The following is a 19,774-nucleotide window of genomic DNA, read 5'->3' as shown; positions in this document are numbered from 1 at the left end:
GCGGATGCCGTCAGCTCAGCCGCAGAACTGTTCCGGCCGAGCCGACGGAGACGGTGGAGCCGGCGATCCGCAGGTAGCCGCCCTCGACACGCAGCTTGAACCCGGCGCGGACGACCTCCCGCCGAACCGCGAGCGGGGTGGTTCCCAGGCGCAGGCCGGGCCCGATGAACTGTGCCGGTTGGTCGACCGAGCGCAGCACCTCGGTCCCGTCGGCCTGCGCCTCGAAGCGGAACTGGGTGGCTGCCAGGTCGCGGGGCGCGCGCTGCACCACGATCGTGCCGCCGGCCGAATGCCGCACGTAGTCGTCCGGCCGGTCGGCCGGCGTGATCCGCACGATCGGGCCGCCGTCGCCCACGGGCACGCCGAACAGCGGTGTGCCGTCCGGATGCCAGTAGAGCCGTTGCACCCGGGCGTGCCGGTTCGGGTCGTAGAGCGGGTCGCCGGTGATGTCCCGGTAGTCGCGGGCGTGATAGACGAGCACGTCGGTGCGCCCGTCCTCGGCCACCGTGAAAGAGTTGTGCCCCGGCCCGAATCTCTCGGTCGAAGCGTTGGTCACGAAGATCGGGTCCGGCGTCTTCACCCACGACTCCCGCCGCAGCAGGTCGGCGTCCGCGTCCGCGGTGAGCAGGCCCATGCAGTAGCGGGCGTCAGTGGCGCTGGCCGAGAAGGTCAGGAACACCCGCCCGTTGCGGATCAGCACGGCCGGCCCCTCGTTCACCCGGAAGCCCTGGATCTCCCAGTCGCGGGTGGGCGTGGTGATCCTGGTCGGCTTGCTCGCGAGCGACCACGGCGTGCCCATCCGGGCGATGTAGAGGCTGGTGTTGACGGCGATCTCCGGCTCGCTCTGTGCCCACACCAGGTAGCGGCGGCCCCGGTGCGCGAAGGTGGTCGCGTCCAGCGTGAAGCCGTCCCACTCGGTCATCAGCTGGGCCTTGAGCTGCCAGCCACTGGCGTCCAACGGGTCGGCCAACGGCGATTCCAGCACGTACGTGCGGATGCGGAACACGTCGTCGGAGTCACCGGCAGCGAAGTAGACGTACCAGCGGCCGTCGACGCGGTGCAGTTCCGGCGCCCAGACGTGCCCGGCCATCTTGCCGCTGGCCGGGCGCCGCCAGATGACACTCTCGGCCGCGCCGGACAGGCCGGCCAGGGTGGACGCTCCGCGCAGGGCGATCCGGTCGTATTCGGGGACCGAGCCGGTGAAGTAGTACCTGCCGTCGGTGCGAGGCGTGATGAAGGGATCGGCTCGCTGAGTGACCAGGGGCTGGACGGTGGGAACGCCGTAGATCTCGGCGTCGGAGCGCGGCTGAGCGGCCGTAGCCGGCGACGATGACGCCAGGCCGAGCCCGGCCAGTCCGGTCCCGGCGGCCGCCCCGAGGAGCGTACGTCGCCTCAGGTGGAAAGACATGCGGTGGCTCCCTATCGGGTCTTGAGGCGGAGGAAGGTGACCGAGCCGGCCGGGAACTCGCGGGTGAAGGACGAGCCCAGGCCGCGGACGGTGGTGGTCACGGGCTGGATCGGCTCGGCCGAGCGGGTGTTCTGCTCGCCCGGGTCGCCGGCCAGCACGGTCATGCGACCCGTCGGTGCGACCTTGAGGCGGCCGAGGTCGACCCTGGTGAGCGCCGGCGTGGTGGAGGCGTTGACGACCTTGACGATCACTTCGCCGGTACGAAGGTCGCGGGTGACGACCTGAGCGAACGGCTCGGTGACCTGGTTGTCGTCGAAGCTGCCCCACACCTGACCGTCGCGGATCAGGGTCACCTTCGTGCCCCGGACCTCGATCCTCAGGTCGTACGTCTGGCCGGTGTTGACCGTGTCGGGCCGGGTGAACAGCTGTTCCTTGGCGGCGGCGGACCCGGTGGCCTTCTCGATCGCGCCCTGCGTGTTGTTCCAGCCGCCGAGGTTCCACCAGTACCAGGTGCCCGAGTCCTTGATCCCGAACGGAATGAGGAAGCCCTCGTCGCCGGCGGTCTTGGTGGCCTTCACGCTGATGTCGTAGTCGGTGGCCGTGATGTTCGCGGCCGCGGCGACCATCGTGTTCTCGGCCGTCGCGTCGGTCTGGGCGTACGCGCCGTCGGCGACCGTCCACGTCCCGCGGTTCTCGATCGGGCTCCAGCCGTCGGCGTTGCCGTCGTCGAAGTTGTCCTCGAGCAGCACCGTGCCGTCCGGAGCGGTCACCTTCAGGTCGTCGTAGCGGGCGGCCGTACGCCAGGTCGAGAGCCCGACCCGGCCGGTGACCGGCTGCGGCTGCACAACCCGGCCACCCGACACCGAGGAGGGCACCACGCGGTCGCCGACATTGGTCATGAACAGCTTCTGCATCTGGTAGCTGGTCGAGCCCCAGGACTCGTCGTTGTCGAACCAGATCAGGTCCGGCCGCCACTGCACGTTGTCGATGTTGGCGAGCAGCGGCGCGTACGAGGCCATCCGGACCACGTCGGCGTTGCGTTCGAGCCCGGTCATGTAGGCCGCCTCGGACAACGAGTTGAAGAACTTGGCGTCCTGCGAGGCGTACTCACCGAGGAAGACCTTCGGCCCGTTCCGGTCGTACGAGTCGTAGCGCTCGTTGTTCTGCAGGAACCAGTTCGGGCTGTTGTAGTAGTGCTCGTCGACCATCTCGGTGCCGGCGGCCCGGTTCTTGGCCCACAGGTTGTCGAAGGTGACGCCCATGTCGTCCGGCCCCGAGTTGCTGATCACCGTGACGCCCGGGTGCTTCGCCTTGATCGCGTCGCGGAACTGGAGGAAGTTGGCGAAGTACTCCTCGGGCAGGTTCTCCTCGTTGCCGACCGCCACCATGGTCAGGCCGAACGGCTTCGGGTGACCCATCTGGGCCCGCACCCGGCCCCAGGTCGAGGTGGCCGGGCCGTTCGCGAACTCGATCAGGTCGAGGGTGTCCTGGATGTGCCGCCGCAACAGTGCCGGGTCGTCGGTCGCGCGGTTCTGCCCGCAGCCGGTGACCAGCGCCGGCACGACCGGCAGCGGAGCCGCCCCGATGTCCTCACTGAACTGGAAATACTCGAAGTACCCGAGGCCGTAGCTCTGGTTGTAGCCCCAGAAGTTCGCGTTGGTGCCGCGTGTCTCGACCGGACCGACGGTGTCCTTCCACTGGTACGAACGGGCCCGCGGGAAGTTCGAGGCGGCGTCGTACGCGTAGTGGCTGCCCGTGTTGACCAGGCATCCGCCGGGGAACCGGACGAAGCCCGGACGCAGCGCCGCCACCTTCTCGGCCAGGTCCCGGCGCAGCCCATGGCCCTTGTACGTGTCACGCGGGAACAGCGACACCATGTCGAGCCGCGTCGTGCCGGCGCCGGTGGTGCTCACCGACAGCCGGCCGCTGTCGCTGGTGGCCGTGGCGCGCAGCGACCCCGCGTACCGGACCCAGGTGTCGCCCTTGACGTTGATCTTGATCGGGGTGGCCAGCGCGGCGCCGCCGGTCGTCGCCAGGGTGATGGTCAGCGGGGTGCCGGCGGTGTCGCTGCGCGCCCAGACCGAGAAGTCGTAGCGTTCGCCCTTCTCGAGCGCGATGCCACTGTTGTACCCGGCGTTGGTGATGCTGCCCGGGCCGGTCAGCCGCAGGTAGGTGCGGTTGCGCTCGTTGAGGCGGGCGTCGTCGTCGACGGTGGCGGCGGTGCCGGTTGCCGCCCAGCCGGTGAGGCCGGTGTACGACTGGTTGTCCGCGCTCTGGAACTCGAAGGAGCGGTTGCGGACCAGTTCGGCGTAGAGCCCGCCGTCGGCCGCGTAGTTGATGTCCTCGAAGAACACGCCGTACATCTCGTCGCTGATCGCGGGTCCGGTCGCGCCGGAGTCGACGGTGATCGTGTAGTCGGGATCGGCGGCGGCGACGGCCGGTGGGGCGACCGCGAGGGGCAGGGCGGCCACGGCAGCGACGATGCCGGCCGTGCGGGCTCGGAAGCGGGACACCGGGATCCTCCCGTTGTTCGCGCGCACAACGCCGCAACCCAGTGCTCAGGCGGTGAATCCATAGCTGCACTTAGAGGGCGCTGCATGCGTGATAAGCATCTATGTGAGCGTTCACTCTAGACGCAAGCCTTCGGAAAGTCAGCTGCCGGCTACAGAGATTGCGGCGGTACGCGCGGCGCGTCCCCGGCGAGTACGAAGACCTCCGTGTCGAGCGGCTCGACGAGCCCGTCCTCGACCAGGCCGGCCAGCGCCCGGGCCCGCTGCACGTCGTCGTTCCACACCAGATCGAGGCGCTGCCGGGGCACCGGGCCGGTGGCGTGCCGCAGCACCTCGAGCAGCAGGCCGCGTACCTGCCGGTCGGTTCCCGCGTACCGCTGCGGCTTGCGACTCGGTCCTTCGAGCGCAGGGGAACCGTTGAGCCGCCACGCGCAGACCTGCTCGAACGGGCACTCGGGGCAGAGGGGGGAGCGGGCCACGCAGACCAGGGCGCCCAGTTCCATGAACGCGATGCTGGCCCGGGCGGCCCGGGCCGGTTCCTCGGGCAACAGGTCGGCCATCGCGACCAGGTCGGCCGCGGTGGTGGACGGGCCCGCGTCAGGCTTGCCCTCGACGGCCCGGGACACCACGCGGCGGACGTTCGTGTCGACCACGGGGTGGCGCTGGCCGTACGCGAAAGTGGCCACCGCCCGCCCGGTGTAGGTGCCCACGCCGGGCAGCGCCAGCAGTTGTTCCAGATCGGAGGGAACCTGGCCGCCGTGCCGCTCGACCATCGCCACGGCGCAGGCGTGCAACCGCATCGCCCGGCGGGGATAACCGAGCCGTCCCCACATGCGGATAGCTTCCGAAGGCGGGTCGGCGGCCAGGTCGGCGGGGGTGGGCCAGCGGGTCATCCAGGAGCGCCAGGCGGGCTCCACGCGGACGACCGGCGTCTGCTGGAGCATCACCTCGCTCACCAGGACACCCCAAGGGGTGGTGTCGGGCTGTCGCCAGGGCAGATCCCGGGCGTTCTGGTCGAACCACGTGATGGCGTCATCGGCAAGAGTCATGGCAGGTCTTACTGTAGGCAGGTGCATGAGCTCGCCATCACCGTCATCGGTCCCGACCGGACCGGCATCGTCGCCGACGTGTCCGAGGCGCTGGCCGGCGTCGGGGCCAACCTGACCGATTCCACCATGACCCGCCTGCGCGGCCACTTCACGATGACCCTGATCTGCACGGGTCCGTCCGTCGACGAGGCGAGCGCCGCGCTGTCCTCCCTGGGCGACGTCGTCACCTCGGTACGGTCGGTTGCTCCCGAGTCCGACAAGCCGGGCGGCGGAGACCCGTACGTGGTGAGCGTGCACGGCGCCGACCGGCTCGGCATCGTCGCCGCGGTGACCCGCGTGGTCGCCGCCGCGGGCGGAAACATCACCGATCTGAGCACCCGGCTGACCGGAGCGCTCTACGTGCTCATCGCCGAGGCCGACCTGCCCGCCGGCTCGGCCGACGAACTGGCCGAGCAGCTCGCGGTGGCCGCGGCCGAGCTGGGCGTCGAGGTGACCCTGCGCCGCGCCGAGTCGGAGATCCTGTGACCGCGCCCGTGGCGTGGGACGGGCCGGAGGGCAAGGTCCTCCCGGTCGTCACCGCCCCGGCGACGGTTTTGAGTACGGTCGGCGACGAGGTCGACCCGGCCGACCCGGCGGTCGTGCGGCTCGCCGCCGACCTGGTCGCCACCATGCGGGTCTCGCCCGGCTGCGTCGGCCTGGCCGCACCGCAGGTCGGCGTGGACGCCCAGATCTTCGCCGTCGACGTCACCGGCCACCCCAAGGCGGCCACCACGCACGGCGCGTTCGTCCTCTGCAACGCCAAGATCATTGAGGCCAGCCGCTGGAAGGCCGGACGCGAGGGCTGCCTGTCCGTTCCCGACCTGACCGGCGACGTGAAGCGGGCCGGGCGGATCGTGGTGTCGGCGACGCTGCCCGGCAGTGGCGAAGCAGTCGAAATCACCACCGACGCCTTCGAGGCCCGCGCCCTGCAACACGAGATCGATCACTGCGCCGGAAAGTTGTTCCTCGATCGTGTCGCCGGGGCGCACGCGATCTACCAGCGCAAGGTCTACCTCTAGACATTTTTGCGAGTCGTTGTCGCATACGCCCCGGCGCGTCGCGGCGTTCCGCGCGGGCGCGCGGGTTTAACGTGTTGCCCATCATGCGAGCGACGGTTGGTCCCCTTCCATCCGCCGTCTATTGGCGGCGTCGTGCGGTCGTGCTGGGCGCAGTGCTGCTCGGCATCATCGTGCTGTTCGTTTCCTGCACCGGTGGCGACGACGACTCGAAGAAGAGCCAGAGCCCGACGTCGGCTTCGACGCAGCTACCCAGCTCCGAACCGAAATTGCCCGAACCGTCGTTCGTTCCTGGAGTGCCCGGCGACAACGGCCCTTCGTTGCCCGCGCCCGGCGACCTGCAGACCCAGCCCCCCGGTGACGACGACCCGTCGCAGCCCACGCTGCCCCCGACCGGCGGCACCGGCACCGGAACAGGCACCGGCGAGAACAACAACGTCAACATCCCCGCCGACGGCTCCTGCGCCGACGGCGAGCTCGCCGTGACCCCGATTCCGGCCTCCACGAACCTCAAGCGCGGCGCGCCGGTCCAGATAGAACTAAAAATCAAGAACGTCAGCCAGCGTGCCTGCGCCCGCGATGTCGGGGCCGACCCGCAAGAGCTCTACATCGACCAGGGCGCCCACAAGTACTGGTCGTCCGACACGTGCAGCACCGCCAAGGGCGGTGACGTGCGCCAGCTGCCGGCCGGGCAGGAACTCACGTACAAGGTCACCTGGAACGGTCGTCAGTCGAGCACCTGCGCCGGCGGCTCGCCCGCCGGCCCCAACCCGCCGCCCGGCCAGTTCGAGCTGCGCGCCCGTCTCGGCACCCTGGTCAGCAAGCCGGTCCCGCTGACCATTACGCAGTAAGTGGTCGCCGCTCTCGAGCTCTACCTGGACGTCGACGCCACCCGCCGGGTACGCACCCTGTGGCGCGCCCTCGAGGCCGAGGGCATCCCGACGCTGGCCTCGCTCCTGCAGGAGAAGCATCGCCCGCACGTATCGCTGGCTGCCGCCCGCAGCCTGGCCCCGGCGGCGGTGGCCAAGGCCTTGAGCGGCCTGCCGGTCGGCCGTGGTTTGACGCTCGACCTCGACTTCGTGGGCCAGTTCGTGGGGCGGGTGCTGTGGCTGGGCGTCACGCCGACGGCCGCGCTGCTCGACCACCATCGGGAGGTGCACGAGCGCCTGGAAGCGGCCGGGGTCGAAGTGTGGGATCTCTACCGGCCGGGGCGCTGGGTGCCCCACTGTACGGTATCGATGCGGGTGCCCAACCCCCAGATGGGTCACGCGATCCGTCGCTGTCTGGAGATGCTCCCGCTGCGAGCGACAGTCACCGGCGCCTCGGTCACCGATCACGCGAACGCCATTGACGAGCCGCTGACCTGAGCGCGGCCGATCACACGAACGGCATCGATGGGCCGCTGACCTGAGCGCGGCCGATCACGCGCACGGCATCGATGGGCCGCTGACCTGAGCGCCGCCGATCACGCGCACGGCATCGACGAGCCGCCGAGCTCCTGAGCGCCGCCGGTCAGCGGAAGCCGATGACGGACAGCAGGGCGTAGCCGACCGCGGTCAGCGGAAGGGCGAAGACCAGCCCCAGCGCGCGACGGCGCCACGAGCCGCCGACCCAGAGGGTGATCAGCACCCCCAGGGTGACCAGGACGGCTACGGCCTCCAGCTGATCGGTCGTGTCGTAGGAGGGGTCGCCGATCCGCCCGGCCTTGATCACCGCCTCGGCGAACAGGACGGCCGCAGGCATGCCCACAGCCACGGCCTGCAGTCGGCCGGGCGTACGGGCGATCACGCCGGCGGCGCCGAAGACCGCGCCGGCCACCACGCCGAAGCCCATCCAAGCGAGCGAACTGGCGTTGAACAGGTTGGACCAGTCGTCGTTCTGGATCAGCGCCGCGGCCAGGTAATAGCTGGGGACGGCCACGATCAGGCAGACGATCGCCCCGGCCGTGCCGACGGGCAGCGACCACCGGAAACCCCACGTGAGCAGGAACGCCGCCACCGCCCAGACGGCCATCGAGTTGCCGAGGTCCCCGAACGGCCACGGCACATACTTGATCCAGACGAAGTCGAGCACCCCCAGCAACAGACCTGCCAGGGGCGCCGCCAGCACGACGTTCCGGTTGCTCACCATGGCAGTCGATCTTAAGAGTCCTCCGCCCGGCGCACATCGAACCTCGGACAGGCCCCAACCCGCGGGTGATCAGCCCAAAGACAGATTCGGCCCGTGCCGCATCCGGACGTTGTCAGTGGTCGGGGGCGCCCGGGGAGCAAACCTTCAGCGGGTGCGCCGGAGCAGACCTGCGGGCCTCGGCCACCCACCGCCGGAGGTTCGCGCCCGACTGCTCGACCCGATGATCGGTGGTGTCCAGAATGGGCACCACCCACCGGGGATCGCCGGCCCGCCAGCTGGACCACCGCTCCCACCGCATCCCCGGCCAGCCACCCTCGGTGAGCACAACCGGCGCATGACGCGGGTCGGCGGCGTGTCCACGATGCCAGCGGGCCCACCCCACGAAGGCCTTCTTGGCCAGATCAGACCACCTGCCGGCATCGCGCTGCTCCAGCCGCCGCAGCCGCTCGTCGTCGGCCACGTCGAGCACGCACGTCACGATGCCGTCGAGTTCGACCGCCGAGGGACTGGCCAACACCTCACCGAGCGGAGACTGCCCCAGCAACAGCATGTCGAGCCCGTCCCGCTGATAGCCGACCGCGCGCCGCACCCAACCTTCCAGGCTGCGCTGCCGCCATGTCGTATCGGCCCCCGAAGGCACCCCGATCTCGTCGAAGTCGTGCACCACGAGCCCCGCCACCGAGGCGCACCCCCGAGCGGCAATGGTCTTCCCCGAACAACTGGACCCCGCAACCGACAGCAACACTCCACCACTGTGTTCCCGCCGCAGCCGGAGCGCGACCGAGTTCGCCCGGTCACGTCGAAGGGCCGCGGACGGTGCCAGGTCGAGGCCGGCAACGCCACACCCTCAAAGAGCGAACGAAGCCGAGCAGGCCGCACCCGCAAAAGCCAAAGAACCCGAGTGGACGCACCCGCAAGGCGAAGGGTCAGACGTAGCGCTCGAGGATGGACGCCTCGGCCAGGCGGGACAGGCCCTCGCGTACGCCCCGGGCCCGCGCGTCGCCGACGCCCTCGACGGCCTGCAGGTCTTCGACCGTGGCGCCCAGCAGCCGTTGCAGGCTGCCGAAGTGGTCGACCAGGCGGTCGACGATCTGGGTGGGCAGCCGCGGCACCTTGGCCAGCAGTCGGAAGCCGCGGGGGGAGACCGCCGCGTCCAGCGAATCGCTGGCGCCGGGGTAGCCGATCGCCTTCGCCACGGCCACGAGGTCGATCATCTCGGTGGCGGTGAGCAGGTCGAGTTCGACCAGGGCCTCGTCGAGCGTGCGGGCCTTGCGGCCGGTGGGCAGGTAGTCGCGGATGACCAGGGTGCGGTCGGAGTCGACGCCGGCCATCAGCTCGTCGAGCTGGAGCGCCAGCAGGCGGCCGTCGGTGCCCAGCTCGACCACGTAGCCCGAGATCTCGTCGGCGATGCGGCGGACCATCTCCAGCCGCTGGACGACGGCGACCGCGTCACGCACCGTGACCAGGTCTTCGATCTCGAGCGCCGAGAGCGTGCCCGAGACCTCGTCGAGGCGCAGCTTGTAGCGTTCGAGGGTGGCCAGGGCCTGGTTGGCCCGGGACAGGATCGCGGCCGAGTCGTCGAGGACGTGGCGCTGACCGTTCACGTAGAGGCCGATGATGTGCATCGACTGGCTCACCGAGATGACCGGGAAGCCGGACTGCTTGGCCACCCGCTCGGCCGTGCGGTGGCGGGTGCCGGACTCTTCGGACGGGATCGCCGGGTCGGGCATGAGGTGGACCGCGGCCCGCATGATCCGGGTGCCGTCGCTCGACATGACGACCGCGCCGTCCATCTTGCACAGCTCACGCAGCCTGGTCGCCGAGAATTCGACATCGAGCGGGAAGCCGCCGGTGCAGATGCTCTCGACCACCGCGTCGTGGCCGAGCACGATCAGCGCGCCCGTGCGCCCGCGGAGGATGCGCTCGAGGCCGTCGCGCAGCGCGGTGCCGGGCGCCATCAGGGCCAGATTGGCGCGCAGCGGATCGGCGGTCACCCCGCCGCCCGTGAGACCGGGACCGGCGCCGGCGGCCGCCGGACGATGCGTCGAGCCGTTGACGCCGGGCCGCGGCGTGGGGTTGGCGGCGGAGGGCTTGGAACCATCGCGGTCGAACGGCACCTGGACATTCTACGGACTGTCATCCAGGGCAACGAGCCGTGGTTCGATGAATGCTCCGTAGCGTGATTAAAGGTCACTGTCGGTCACCGCCAGCCGCGGCCGAAGCCCGGGCCGCCGACTGCAGAGCCGAGCGTAGGTCGCTCACCTCGATGACTTCGATGCCGCGGGGCGCCTCGGGAGCGCAGCCGGGCGGAACGAGCGCCACCTTGAAGCCCAGCCGTGCCGCCTCGGCGAGCCGCCGGCCGACGGCGCCGACCCGCCGGATCTCGCCGGTCAGCCCCACCTCGCCGATCGCCACCAACTGGGGCGCCATGGCCAGGTCGAGGCCGCCGGAGGCCACCGCGAGCGCCATCGCGAGATCGGCCGACGGCTCGATCAACCGGATGCCGCCCACCGTGGCCGCGAAGACCTCACGGTTGTAGAGCTTGAGCTGTTTGGTGCGACGCTCGAGCACGGCGAGCACCATGGCCAGCCGGGCGCTGTCGAGGCCCGACACGGTACGCCGGGGTGAGCCCTGCACCTCGGCCCCGATCAGGGCCTGCACCTCGGTGACCAGGGCGCGGCGACCCTCCATGGCCACGGTCACGCAGGTGCCGGGCACGGGCTCGTTGTAGCGCGTCAGGAACAGCCCCGAGGGGTCGGGCAGGCTGGTGATGCCGTTCTCGTTCATCTCGAAGCAGCCCACCTCGTCGGCCGCGCCGTAGCGGTTCTTGACGCCGCGGACCAGGCGCAACGACGAGTGCTTGTCGCCCTCGAAGTGGAGCACGACGTCGACCAGGTGCTCGAGCACGCGCGGGCCGGCGACCTGACCGTCCTTCGTGACGTGGCCCACCAGCACGGTGGCGATGCCCCGTTCCTTGGCCACGCCTACCAGCGCGGCGGTGACGGCCCGCACCTGGGTGACGCCGCCCGAGACGCCCTCGGTGCCCGGTGCCGAGATCGTCTGCACCGAGTCGACGATGAGCAGGCCGGGCTTGACCGCGTCGAGGTGGCCCAGGACGGCGCTGAGGTCGCTCTCGGAGGCCAGGTAGAGCTTGTCGTGCAGGGCGCCGAGCCGCTCGGCGCGCAGGCGCACCTGGCTCACCGACTCTTCGCCACTGACCACCAGGGACGGTGTGCCGGCGCCGGCGGCCCACTGCTGAGCCACGTCGAGCAGCAGAGTGGACTTGCCCACACCGGGCTCACCGGCCAGCAGCACCACCGCGCCCGGCACCAGGCCGCCGCCGAGCACCCGGTCGAGCTCGCCCACGTTGGTCGGCACGGCCTTGGCCGGGGCCGCGCTGATCTGGGCGATCGGGCGCGCCGGCTCGGACGGCAGCCGCGAGCTGACCACCCGACCGGCGCCGAGCGGGGTGCTCACCGTGGACTCGATGACCGAGCCCCACTCGCCGCACTCGGGACAGCGGCCCAGCCACTTGGGCGGCTGGTGGCCGCAGGCGTCGCAGACGTAGGCGGGGCGGGCGGCCTTGGCGGCGGTGCGGGACGATGTCACCCCGCAAAGCTAGCGGGGCGGTACGACATTTACTCGTGCTCTTCCGGCTCCGCCTCGACCGGGCCGCGCGAGGCGGGCGACAGCGGGATCGCGAAGGGCGCGTTGACCTCGAGCGGCTGCGAGTAGCCGCTGATCTCGAAGATCAGGCTCAGCGAGTTGCCCGGCTTGAGCTCGTCGCTCAGGCCCGCGGCGAACAGCTTCGAGGTGTCGTCGGGCAGGAAGCTCGTGCTGCTCAGAGCCGGGATGGTGATGCGGGCCGGCTGCAAAGCCTCGGCCGCCGGGGCCGACGCCGGCGCGCTGGGCAGGCTGGGCTGCACCGACGGGTCGGGAATGCTGCTGGCCTGGGTGACGTCACCGGGCGGGATCGAGGCGGCCGGGCGGCTGCCGGACGGCTCGGGGTTGGCGCTGGGCGACGCGGCGGGAGCACCCCCGGTGAGCCCGATCCGCTGCGCCGAGACGACGCCCTCGACCTCGTTCTGCAGCGGCTTGCTGCTGATCAGGACGGTCACCGGCTCGGTGGTCTGGTTGAACAACGACACTTCGAGGGGGGCGTCACCGTTCGCCGGGTAGCCCTCGGGGCCGTTGTAGAGGACCTGGAGGTTTCGGATCAGCACGCGACCGTCGGGGCTCTGCGTGCTCAGGCCCGAGATCGGCGCGTCCAGGAGCGCGGTCTCGGCCACCTGGCCGGCCGAGCAGCCGACCAGCGCCATCATGGCGACCGTGGCGGCACCCGCGGCCTGGGCGACGCGGCGGGTTCCCAGCGAGCGCATCACGATCCTCCAAGCTGATGAAGCTCGACATCTCAAACAGGTTCAGCCTAGAGGTCGGTGATCGAGCGCGTGCGGCGACCCGTCCAATCACACCACCCGGCCGCTGGAGATGAGCAGCAGAACGTCGATGAGCGCGACCAGGATCACGGCGCGGAACATGGCGACACCGCGTCCCTTCGCGCGCATGGTGGCGTACCACCCGAGCGGAAGGACCACGACGGCGGCCGCGGCGCCCGTCCAGCCGGCCCACGACGGTGGCCCGGGCGGCCCGAAGACCAGCGTGAGTGTCGCACTGAGAAGGAGCAGGGCGGCGACCACGGCCGATCCGGTCGCGCCGAGGCGGTGCGGCAGGCCCCGTACGCCCGTCGCCGCGTCATCCGCAAGATCGGGCAGGACGTTGGCGAAGTGGGCGCCCGCGCCCAGCAGCGACCCCGCGGCGACCAGCCAGGCGGGCGGCGCCGGGTTGCCCGGCAGCGAGACCACGACGAATGCCGGCAGCAGTCCGAACGCCACCACATAAGGCACCACCGACAGCACGGTGGACTTCAGCGGCCAGTCGTAGAGCAGCGCGAACACACCGACGAGGGTGATCACGACGGTGGGCCACAGCCCGAACGGCAGCCCGAGAAGCGGGATGGCCAGGGAGGCAACCAGTCCGGCGATGCCCACCGCGCGCCGGGAGACCGCCCCCGAGGCGACCGGCTTGTCGGTACGCCCGGCGACCTGGTCGCGGTCGGCGTCGAGCCAGTCGTTGACCCAGCCCACCGCGAGCTGCGTGGCCCCCACAGCGAGGAACACGCCCAGGATCGACCACCCCCGGTGACCGACGCCGACGGCGAGCAGAGTCATCGCCACGGTGACGGCGCCGCCGGGCTCCGGGTGGGACGACTTGATCACTGCCAGCGCACGGGACATGCGAGCAGTGTGGCGGGTGTGCCGTTGTCATGCCACGCTCGATCACATGCCGTCGATGCCGCGTAACGATCCGCGTCAGTATGACGACCTGGCCGGCGAGTGGTGGCGTCGCGGCGGTCACTTCGAGCTGCTGCACTGGCTGGCGGAGGCCCGCGCCCAGCTGATCCCGCCCGCCCCTTCCGCGGGGGCGCTGCTGGTCGACGCGGGCTGCGGCGGCGGCCTGCTCGCGCCGCATGTGGCCGGCAAGGGTTACCGGCACGTCGGCGTCGACCTCCGCTCCTCGGGCCTGCGGCACGCGGCCGCCCGCGGCATGACGGCGGTGCGCGGCGACGTGACGGCGTTGCCCCTGGCCACCGGCTCGGCCGAGGTGGTGGCGGCCGGCGAGATCCTCGAGCACGTGACCGACCTGCCGGGCACCGTGGCCGAGCTGTGCCGGGTGCTCAAGCCGGGCGGGCTGCTCGTGGTCGACACCGTCAACGACAACCCGCTCAGTCGCTTCGTGACGGTCACGCTGGGCGAGCTGATCGGTCTCGCCCCGGTGGGGCTCCACGATCCGGCGTTGTTCGTCGACCCGCGCCGGCTGACCGCGGAGTGCGCTTCCCACGGCGTACGGCTGAAGGTGCGCGGCGCCCGCCCCAGCGTGCCGGGACTGATCCGCTGGCTCGGGCCACGCCCCCGGCCGGACAGCCGCCCGCTCGGCCGCATCGTCCCCACCCGCTCGACGGCCGTGCTCTACCAGGGTTCCGGTCGCAAGGCAGAGGAGTACGCATGAGCTCACCGGCCAGCCGGCTCGCGCCCCGGTTCGCGGCCCGTGCCGCGGCTCACGACCGGGACGGCAGCTTTCCCGCCGACGACTTCGCCGACCTGCGCGCCGCGGGCCTGTTCGGGCTGATGGTCCCGGCCCGGCTGGGTGGCGCCGGCGCCGGCTTCGCGGAGTACGCGGCGACGGCCTACGAGCTGGCCCGGGGCAACGGCGCCACCGCGCTCGTGTTCAACATGCACGCCTCGGTGACCGGTGCGCTGGCCGGCGTCACCGACGAGCTGGCCGACGCCCTGGGCCTGCCGCCCGAGGCGCTCCAGGCCCGCGACGACGCGCTGCGGGCCGCGGCCGAGGGCAAGTGGTACGCCGTGGCGATGAGCGAGCGGGGCGCCGGCTCCCGGTTGTCGCAGCTCACTACGTCGTACGAGGCGGTTGACGGGGGCTACCGCATCCGGGGCGCCAAGACGTTCTGCTCGGGGGCCGGGCACGCGGACGCCTACCTGGTCGCCGCGCGCAGCGCCGCCGACCCGTCCCAGGTCTCGCAGTTCCTGGTGCCGGCGGGCGAGGGTCTCCGCGTCGAGCCGACCTGGGACGCGCTCGGGATGCGCGCCACCGGCTCGCACGACCTGCACGTCGACGTCACCGTGCCGGCCGGCACGCTGCTCGGCGGGGTCGAGGGCCTGGCGCTGGTCGTGGCCCAGCTCGCCCCGCACTGGATGGTGGCCAGCTACGCCGCCGTCTACGTCGGGGTGGCCCGCGCGGCCGTGGACGCGGCGGTCGAGCACGTCAACGAGCGCAAGCTGGGCCACCTGCCGGCCATCCGGTCGCGGATCGGCCGGGCCGACGCCGCCGTCGCCGCCGCCCGGCTGGCCGTCCAGGAGGCGGCACGCCGGGTCGACGAGCAGCCCGGCGACGCCGAGACCAACCGCTGGGTGTGGCGGGCCAAGCTGCTGGCCGGCACGACCGCGGCCGAGGTGGCCGCCTCGATGCTGGAGGCGGCCGGCACGTCGGCCATGCGCCGCGGCCATCCGCTGGAGCGGCTCTACCGGGACGCGAGAGCCGGATCACTACAACCGGCGACCAGTGATGTGTGTGCGGATTGGCTGGGGGTAGACGCCCTCGGCGGAGACGCGGATTCCGAGGGTTCGGCGCCGCGCTGGTAACACCTATCGAGGCAAGGGCGGCGGGGTTCAGGCCGGGGAGGCACAAGTGAATCGCAACGCGACCATCGCAGGGCTGGGAACAGCGCTGCCGCCGCCTGCCGTGCAGGACGATCTGTGGGAAGGCTTCTTCGCGAAGCACTACACCGCCGAGAAGCGGGCGCTCGGAAAGCGCATCTTCGCCAACTCCGGGGTGCGCACCCGTCAGGCGGCGGTCAGCCCGCTGCTCGAGGACGTCTCGGAGTGGACGACCGAGCAGCGGATGCGCCGCTATCAGGTCGAGGCGGTGCCGCTCGGCAAGGAGGCGGTCGGCCGGGCGCTGACCGACGCCGGCATCCGGGCCGACGAGCTCGGACTGTTCGCGGTCTGCTCGTGCACGGGGTACGCCACCCCCGGGCTCGACATCCTGCTCGCGCGCGACCTGGGCATGTCACCGTCCGTCCAACGGCTCTTCGTGGGGCACATGGGCTGCTACGCGGCGCTGCCGGGCTTGGGCACGGCAGCCGACTTCGTGGTCGCCCGGGGCCGCCCGGCCCTGTTGCTCTGCGCCGAGCTGACCAGCCTGCACCTGCAGCCGGCGAGCACCCGCACCGATCTGCAGCAGATCGTGTCGCACGCGCTGTTCTCGGACGCCGCGGCCGCGGTCGTGGTCCTGCCGAACGGCCCCGGCTACGCCGTGCGCGACGTCGTGGCCGTCACCGACACCACCACCGCCGACCACATGACGTGGGAGGTGACCGACCTGGGCTTCCGGATGGGCCTGTCCCCGCGCGTGCCGGCGGTGCTCGAGCTGCACGTCCGCAAGCTGGTCGACGACCTGCTCGGCCGGCACGGGCTGAGCATCGCCGAGGTCGACGGCTGGGCGATCCACCCCGGCGGCCCCAAGATCCTGGATGTGGTTCAGCAACAACTCGGTCTCGATGACGGGGCCCTGGCCGCCTCGCGGGGCGTGCTTTCGGCGTACGGGAACTGCTCGTCACCCACTGTCTTGCTGGTGCTCGACGCGCTGCGCCGCCGCCCGGCCCCGCCGCGACGGGTGGTGATGCTGGCGTTCGGGCCGGGGCTCACGCTCTACGGCACGCTGCTCGAGGCCTCTACAGTCACAGCGTGACGGGTGAGCGGGCGCGGGGTGTCGTGCTCTATGCGGCGGCCGGCCTGCTGGTCGCGGCCGGAGCGGCCTGGTGGGCCGGGTCGGCGCCGCCCGGGCGCGACAACGACCAGGTCGACGAGTGGCGCGCGACCGTCGAGCAGCAGCTGCCCGACACCGAGAACCAGGCCGACGCGGCGACGTCAGTGCTGCGGGCCGGGGCCGACCAGTCCTTCGAGACGTCGGTCGCCACCGGCGAATACCTGGTGTCGATGATCTGCCGGGGCGGCCCCGAGTCTCTGGTCCGGGTCAGCCTGAGCCAGTTCGGGAGGGATTCCGGCCGGGGCCTGCGCTGTTCCGGGGAGCGCCCGCCGGACAGCTTCAAGGTCGGCCTGGGCGACGTCGTGCGCCTGAACGTCGTGGTGAGCGACAACGGCCCGGTGGTTTTCCGCTACCACGTACAGCGCGTGCTCGACTGAGCCCGTCGGCGGTCAGAGCCGGGCGAGGTCGGACCGGAAATCCTCGATCGACAGGGTGCGCGGAACCACCCGGAGGATGTTGGTGCCACGGTCGACGAGGACGGCCGCAGCCGTGGTGTCGGGGTCGGCGAGGCGCAGATGGGTGCGCAGACTGCCTGCCGGATCGTTCAGCATCCGCACAGTCTTGCCATTCGCCGGTGGCGTGGCGCCGGTCGACGGCGTGCCGGCGGCGGACGCGGAGGCGGTCAGGGTGGAGACGGCGATCACAGCGATCTCGGGGCCGACCGCGTCGATCGTGTCGGAAATGAGCGCGGCGCAGGCGCAACCGTCGGTCAGCAGGATGACAGCCGGTAGCCGCCCCCGCAGAGGCACCGTCTGCCCGTCGGCGGCCAGCAGTTCGAGCGCGGGCAAAGTCATGACCCGTTCGGGCGTGGTGGTGGCCGTGCGCTGGGCCGCGGGCTGGCGGGGCGGGCCGGGCCACGCGGAGGCGAACAGGCTGGCCACGGTGACCAGCACGGCCAGCGAGATGATCAGGACCGGAGCGCGTAGCACGGTGGCGGCGACGCGGCGCAGCCGGCGGGCCGCGGGCCGGCGCATCAGCTGCTGCCAGCGGGTGGGCGGCCCGGCCAGGCTCAGCTCGGCACGGACGGCGTCGACCTCGTCGGACAGCTCGGACAGATCGTCGGGAATGACGATCACGCCCCACTCCTCGGGCAGGTCGGGCAGGTCGTCCGGCGCACCACCATCCGACGACCATCCGCCGTTGTCGCCCGCACCAGCCATGACTCACCCTCCCCCCGGGCCGACCAGTCGTTCTTCGGTCGGGGACCTTGCGCCCAGCCTTCCATCCGGCGGGGCTTGACCGCCAGTAGTGCGCGCTTCCGGACCTTAGCGATAAGCTTGACCACACAAACGCCGTAGGTGCGAAATATCCGACTCCGACGGTAATGCCGTCACCAACTCGTCACGGTGTGTTACTGAGGCAGCTTGCGGCGCTTATGTCAAGCCGCAGAAACGCCCATCACAGGGCCTCTGAGCTGCACTAACAGTCACCGGCTGGGCGGGACATAGCTGCCTGAGCGTGTTACCCTAGACACAGCGAAAGGGGCTTCGAACCTATGGTTTTCAGTGTCGGCGAGACCGTTGTTTACCCCCACCACGGGGCCGCACTCATCGAGGCAATCGAAACAAGGGTCATCAAGGGCGAGCCGAAGCAGTATCTCGTGCTGCGCGTCGCCCAGGGCGATCTGACCGTGCGGGTGCCCGCTGAGAACGCCGAAATCGTCGGCGTGCGCGAAGTGGTTGGCGAGGAAGGCCTGGGCAAGGTCTTCGACGTCCTCCGCGCTCCGCACACCGAGGAGCCGACGAACTGGTCGCGGCGTTACAAGGCCAATCTCGAGAAGCTTGCTTCCGGCAACCCCCTCAAGGTTGCCGAGGTTGTTCGTGACCTCTGGCGTCGTGAGCGTGAGCGTGGCCTCTCGGCCGGCGAGAAGCGCATGCTCGCGAAGGCTCGCGACATCCTCGTCGGTGAGGTTGCCCTGGCGGAGAAGAGCACCAAGGACGAGGCCGAGGTTCTCCTCGACAAGGTCCTCACCGAGGCCTGATCCATCCCGCCTCGGCGCAACAACATGTGTGCGCACAGGACCGCGACGTGACCGCGAAGCTCAATGCCCGCGGTGACGTCGCGGTCTTGGTTCCGGCGGCCGGTGCCGGCCTGCGGCTCGGCCCGGGCGGGCCCAAGGCTCTGCGTCTGCTCGCCGGCGAGCCGTTGCTCGTCCACGCGGTCCGCCGCGTGGCGGCCTCGCCGTCGGTCCGCCTGATCGTGGTCGCCGCTCCCGCGGCCGAGGTCGAGGCTGTGCGTTCCCTTCTGGCGCCGGTCGCGCCGGTCACCGTGGTGGCCGGCGGGGCCGAGCGGCAGGAATCCGTGTCCCGGGCCCTGGCCGTCGTGCCGCCCGAGATCGGCATCGTGCTGGTTCACGACGCTGCGCGCGCCCTCACTCCACCCGCTGTGATCGAGGCGGTGGCGGCGGCCGTACGCGAGGGTTGTCCCGCGGTCATTCCGGTGCTGCCGGTGGTCGACACCATCAAAGAGGTCACCCCCGACGAGACCGTGCTGGGCACGGTCGACCGCTCGGTGCTGCGCAGCGTGCAGACCCCGCAGGGCTTCCGTCACAGCGTGCTGGCCGACGCCCACGCAGCCGCGGCCGACCCGCTCACCGACGACGCCGGCCTGGTCGAGAAGGCGGGCCTCCCGGTCACCTGCGTTCCCGGCTCCGAGCTGGCCCTGAAGATCACCCGTCCGCTCGACCTGATCCTGGCCGAGGCCCTGCTCCAGCTGCCTGGGTAGCCTGACCGGGTGATCAGTCAGCGGGTCGGGATCGGGACGGACGTGCACGCCTTCGAGGCGGGGCGGGCCTGCTGGGTGGCCGGGCTGCTCTGGCCCGGCGAGGTGGGGCTGGCCGGGCACTCGGACGCCGACGTGGCTGCGCACGCGGCCTGTGACGCGTTGTTCGGAGCGGCCGGGCTCGGTGACCTCGGCAGCAACTTCGGCACCTCGCGGCCGGAATGGGCGGGGGCGTCGGGTGCGGCGCTGCTGACCGAGACGGCGCGGCTCGTGCGGGCGGCGTCGTTCGAGATCGGCAACGTGTCGATCCAGGTGATCGGCAACCACCCCAAGATCGGCCGGCGACGGGCCGAGGCCCAGGACGTGCTGTCGGCGGCGGTCGGGGCGCCGGTCACGGTTTCCGGCACCACGACCGACGGGCTCGGGCTCACCGGGCGCGGCGAGGGCCTGGCGGCGACGGCTATTGCCCTGATCGCCCGGGTCTGAGCACACAGCCGC

21 protein-coding genes are annotated in these 19,774 nt (G+C 71.3%); 11 read left to right on the top strand and 10 right to left on the bottom strand.

Annotated features, from left to right (window positions below; genetic code table 11):
- Positions 1 to 10: 10 nt before the first annotated feature.
- From LXN57_RS07295 to LXN57_RS07285, 3 genes are all read right to left on the bottom strand, one after another.
- The gene (locus LXN57_RS07295) at positions 11 to 1,408 is read right to left on the bottom strand and encodes a glycoside hydrolase family 43 protein (RefSeq protein WP_251797240.1); all 1,398 of its coding nucleotides are present in this window, start codon (positions 1,406 to 1,408) and stop codon (positions 11 to 13) included.
- A gap of 11 nt (positions 1,409 to 1,419) precedes the next feature.
- Positions 1,420 to 3,921, bottom strand: coding sequence for an alpha-L-arabinofuranosidase family protein (locus LXN57_RS07290; RefSeq protein WP_251797239.1), 2,502 nt, complete (start codon positions 3,919 to 3,921; stop codon positions 1,420 to 1,422).
- Positions 3,922 to 4,070: 149 nt separating this feature from the next.
- A complete protein-coding gene (locus tag LXN57_RS07285; RefSeq protein ID WP_251797238.1) occupies positions 4,071 to 4,967 on the bottom strand; it encodes an HhH-GPD family protein in 897 nt (298 codons plus the stop codon).
- Between the two features lie 21 nt (positions 4,968 to 4,988).
- Here LXN57_RS07285 and LXN57_RS07280 point away from each other — a divergent pair, with 21 nt between their 5' ends.
- The 4 genes from LXN57_RS07280 (at position 4,989) to LXN57_RS07265 (ending at position 7,389) form a co-directional block, all read left to right on the top strand.
- Positions 4,989 to 5,492, top strand: coding sequence for a glycine cleavage system transcriptional repressor (locus LXN57_RS07280; protein ID WP_251797237.1), 504 nt, complete (start codon positions 4,989 to 4,991; stop codon positions 5,490 to 5,492).
- Positions 5,489 to 6,025, top strand: a complete 537-nt coding sequence (def, locus tag LXN57_RS07275) for a peptide deformylase (protein ID WP_251797236.1) — start codon at positions 5,489 to 5,491, stop codon at positions 6,023 to 6,025. The genes LXN57_RS07280 and def overlap by 4 nt, the downstream gene beginning before the upstream one ends.
- An 83-nt stretch (positions 6,026 to 6,108) precedes the next feature.
- The gene (locus tag LXN57_RS07270) at positions 6,109 to 6,873 is read left to right on the top strand and encodes an adhesin (RefSeq protein WP_251797235.1); all 765 of its coding nucleotides are present in this window, start codon (positions 6,109 to 6,111) and stop codon (positions 6,871 to 6,873) included.
- The gene (locus LXN57_RS07265; RefSeq protein ID WP_251797234.1) at positions 6,874 to 7,389 is read left to right on the top strand and encodes a 2'-5' RNA ligase family protein; all 516 of its coding nucleotides are present in this window, start codon (positions 6,874 to 6,876) and stop codon (positions 7,387 to 7,389) included.
- Between the two features lie 145 nt (positions 7,390 to 7,534).
- Here LXN57_RS07265 and LXN57_RS07260 read toward each other — a convergent pair whose 3' ends face one another.
- The 6 genes from LXN57_RS07260 to LXN57_RS07235 all read right to left on the bottom strand — a co-directional run bounded on the left by LXN57_RS07260 (position 7,535) and on the right by LXN57_RS07235 (position 13,446).
- Positions 7,535 to 8,152 (bottom strand): DUF6518 family protein, encoded by a 618-nt coding sequence (locus LXN57_RS07260; protein WP_251797233.1) that lies wholly within the window; start codon positions 8,150 to 8,152, stop codon positions 7,535 to 7,537.
- 112 nt (positions 8,153 to 8,264) lie between these two features.
- Entirely contained in the window at positions 8,265 to 8,831 is a 567-nt protein-coding gene (locus LXN57_RS07255; RefSeq protein WP_251797232.1) for a hypothetical protein, read from the bottom strand.
- 247 nt (positions 8,832 to 9,078) lie between these two features.
- Complete coding sequence (gene disA / locus LXN57_RS07250; protein WP_251797231.1) at positions 9,079 to 10,269, bottom strand: DNA integrity scanning diadenylate cyclase DisA; 1,191 nt, start codon at positions 10,267 to 10,269, stop codon at positions 9,079 to 9,081.
- Positions 10,270 to 10,342: 73 nt separating this feature from the next.
- Positions 10,343 to 11,761, bottom strand: coding sequence for a DNA repair protein RadA (gene radA, locus LXN57_RS07245; RefSeq protein ID WP_251797230.1), 1,419 nt, complete (start codon positions 11,759 to 11,761; stop codon positions 10,343 to 10,345).
- 29 nt (positions 11,762 to 11,790) lie between these two features.
- Positions 11,791 to 12,531: a hypothetical protein gene (locus tag LXN57_RS07240; RefSeq protein WP_251797229.1), complete on the bottom strand. Its 741-nt coding sequence runs from the start codon at positions 12,529 to 12,531 to the stop codon at positions 11,791 to 11,793.
- A gap of 87 nt (positions 12,532 to 12,618) precedes the next feature.
- On the bottom strand, positions 12,619 to 13,446 hold the full coding sequence (locus tag LXN57_RS07235; protein ID WP_251797228.1) for a UbiA family prenyltransferase: 828 nt from the start codon (positions 13,444 to 13,446) through the stop codon (positions 12,619 to 12,621).
- A gap of 46 nt (positions 13,447 to 13,492) precedes the next feature.
- Between LXN57_RS07235 and LXN57_RS07230 the strand changes: the two genes are divergently transcribed.
- The 4 genes from LXN57_RS07230 to LXN57_RS07215 are packed head-to-tail and all read left to right on the top strand — an operon-like array spanning position 13,493 to position 16,932.
- Entirely contained in the window at positions 13,493 to 14,218 is a 726-nt protein-coding gene (locus tag LXN57_RS07230; RefSeq protein WP_251797227.1) for a methyltransferase domain-containing protein, read from the top strand.
- A complete protein-coding gene (locus LXN57_RS07225; protein WP_251797226.1) occupies positions 14,215 to 15,369 on the top strand; it encodes an acyl-CoA dehydrogenase family protein in 1,155 nt (384 codons plus the stop codon). The genes LXN57_RS07230 and LXN57_RS07225 overlap by 4 nt, the downstream gene beginning before the upstream one ends.
- Positions 15,370 to 15,415: 46 nt before the next feature.
- Positions 15,416 to 16,477: a type III polyketide synthase gene (locus LXN57_RS07220; protein ID WP_251797225.1), complete on the top strand. Its 1,062-nt coding sequence runs from the start codon at positions 15,416 to 15,418 to the stop codon at positions 16,475 to 16,477.
- Entirely contained in the window at positions 16,474 to 16,932 is a 459-nt protein-coding gene (locus LXN57_RS07215) for a DUF6023 family protein (RefSeq protein ID WP_251797224.1), read from the top strand. The genes LXN57_RS07220 and LXN57_RS07215 overlap by 4 nt, the downstream gene beginning before the upstream one ends.
- Positions 16,933 to 16,944: 12 nt before the next feature.
- Here the strand turns inward: LXN57_RS07215 and LXN57_RS07210 are convergent, their stop codons facing one another.
- A complete protein-coding gene (locus LXN57_RS07210; RefSeq protein ID WP_251797223.1) occupies positions 16,945 to 17,715 on the bottom strand; it encodes a hypothetical protein in 771 nt (256 codons plus the stop codon).
- Between the two features lie 335 nt (positions 17,716 to 18,050).
- Between LXN57_RS07210 and LXN57_RS07205 the strand changes: the two genes are divergently transcribed.
- From LXN57_RS07205 to ispF, 3 genes are read left to right on the top strand one after another with little or no spacing between them, the layout of a single operon-like run.
- On the top strand, positions 18,051 to 18,536 hold the full coding sequence (locus tag LXN57_RS07205; protein ID WP_026206027.1) for a CarD family transcriptional regulator: 486 nt from the start codon (positions 18,051 to 18,053) through the stop codon (positions 18,534 to 18,536).
- Between the two features lie 47 nt (positions 18,537 to 18,583).
- Entirely contained in the window at positions 18,584 to 19,279 is a 696-nt protein-coding gene (gene ispD, locus LXN57_RS07200) for a 2-C-methyl-D-erythritol 4-phosphate cytidylyltransferase (RefSeq protein ID WP_251797222.1), read from the top strand.
- 9 nt (positions 19,280 to 19,288) lie between these two features.
- On the top strand, positions 19,289 to 19,762 hold the full coding sequence (gene ispF / locus LXN57_RS07195; RefSeq protein ID WP_251797221.1) for a 2-C-methyl-D-erythritol 2,4-cyclodiphosphate synthase: 474 nt from the start codon (positions 19,289 to 19,291) through the stop codon (positions 19,760 to 19,762).
- The last annotated feature ends 12 nt before the right edge of the window (positions 19,763 to 19,774 follow it).

Origin of the sequence: Paractinoplanes hotanensis (assembly GCF_023717965.1) — a bacterium.
Taxonomy (GTDB): domain Bacteria; phylum Actinomycetota; class Actinomycetes; order Mycobacteriales; family Micromonosporaceae; genus Actinoplanes; species Actinoplanes polyasparticus.
The sequence above is the reverse complement of the archived record's forward strand: the minus strand, read 5'-3'. Positions and strand labels throughout refer to the sequence as shown.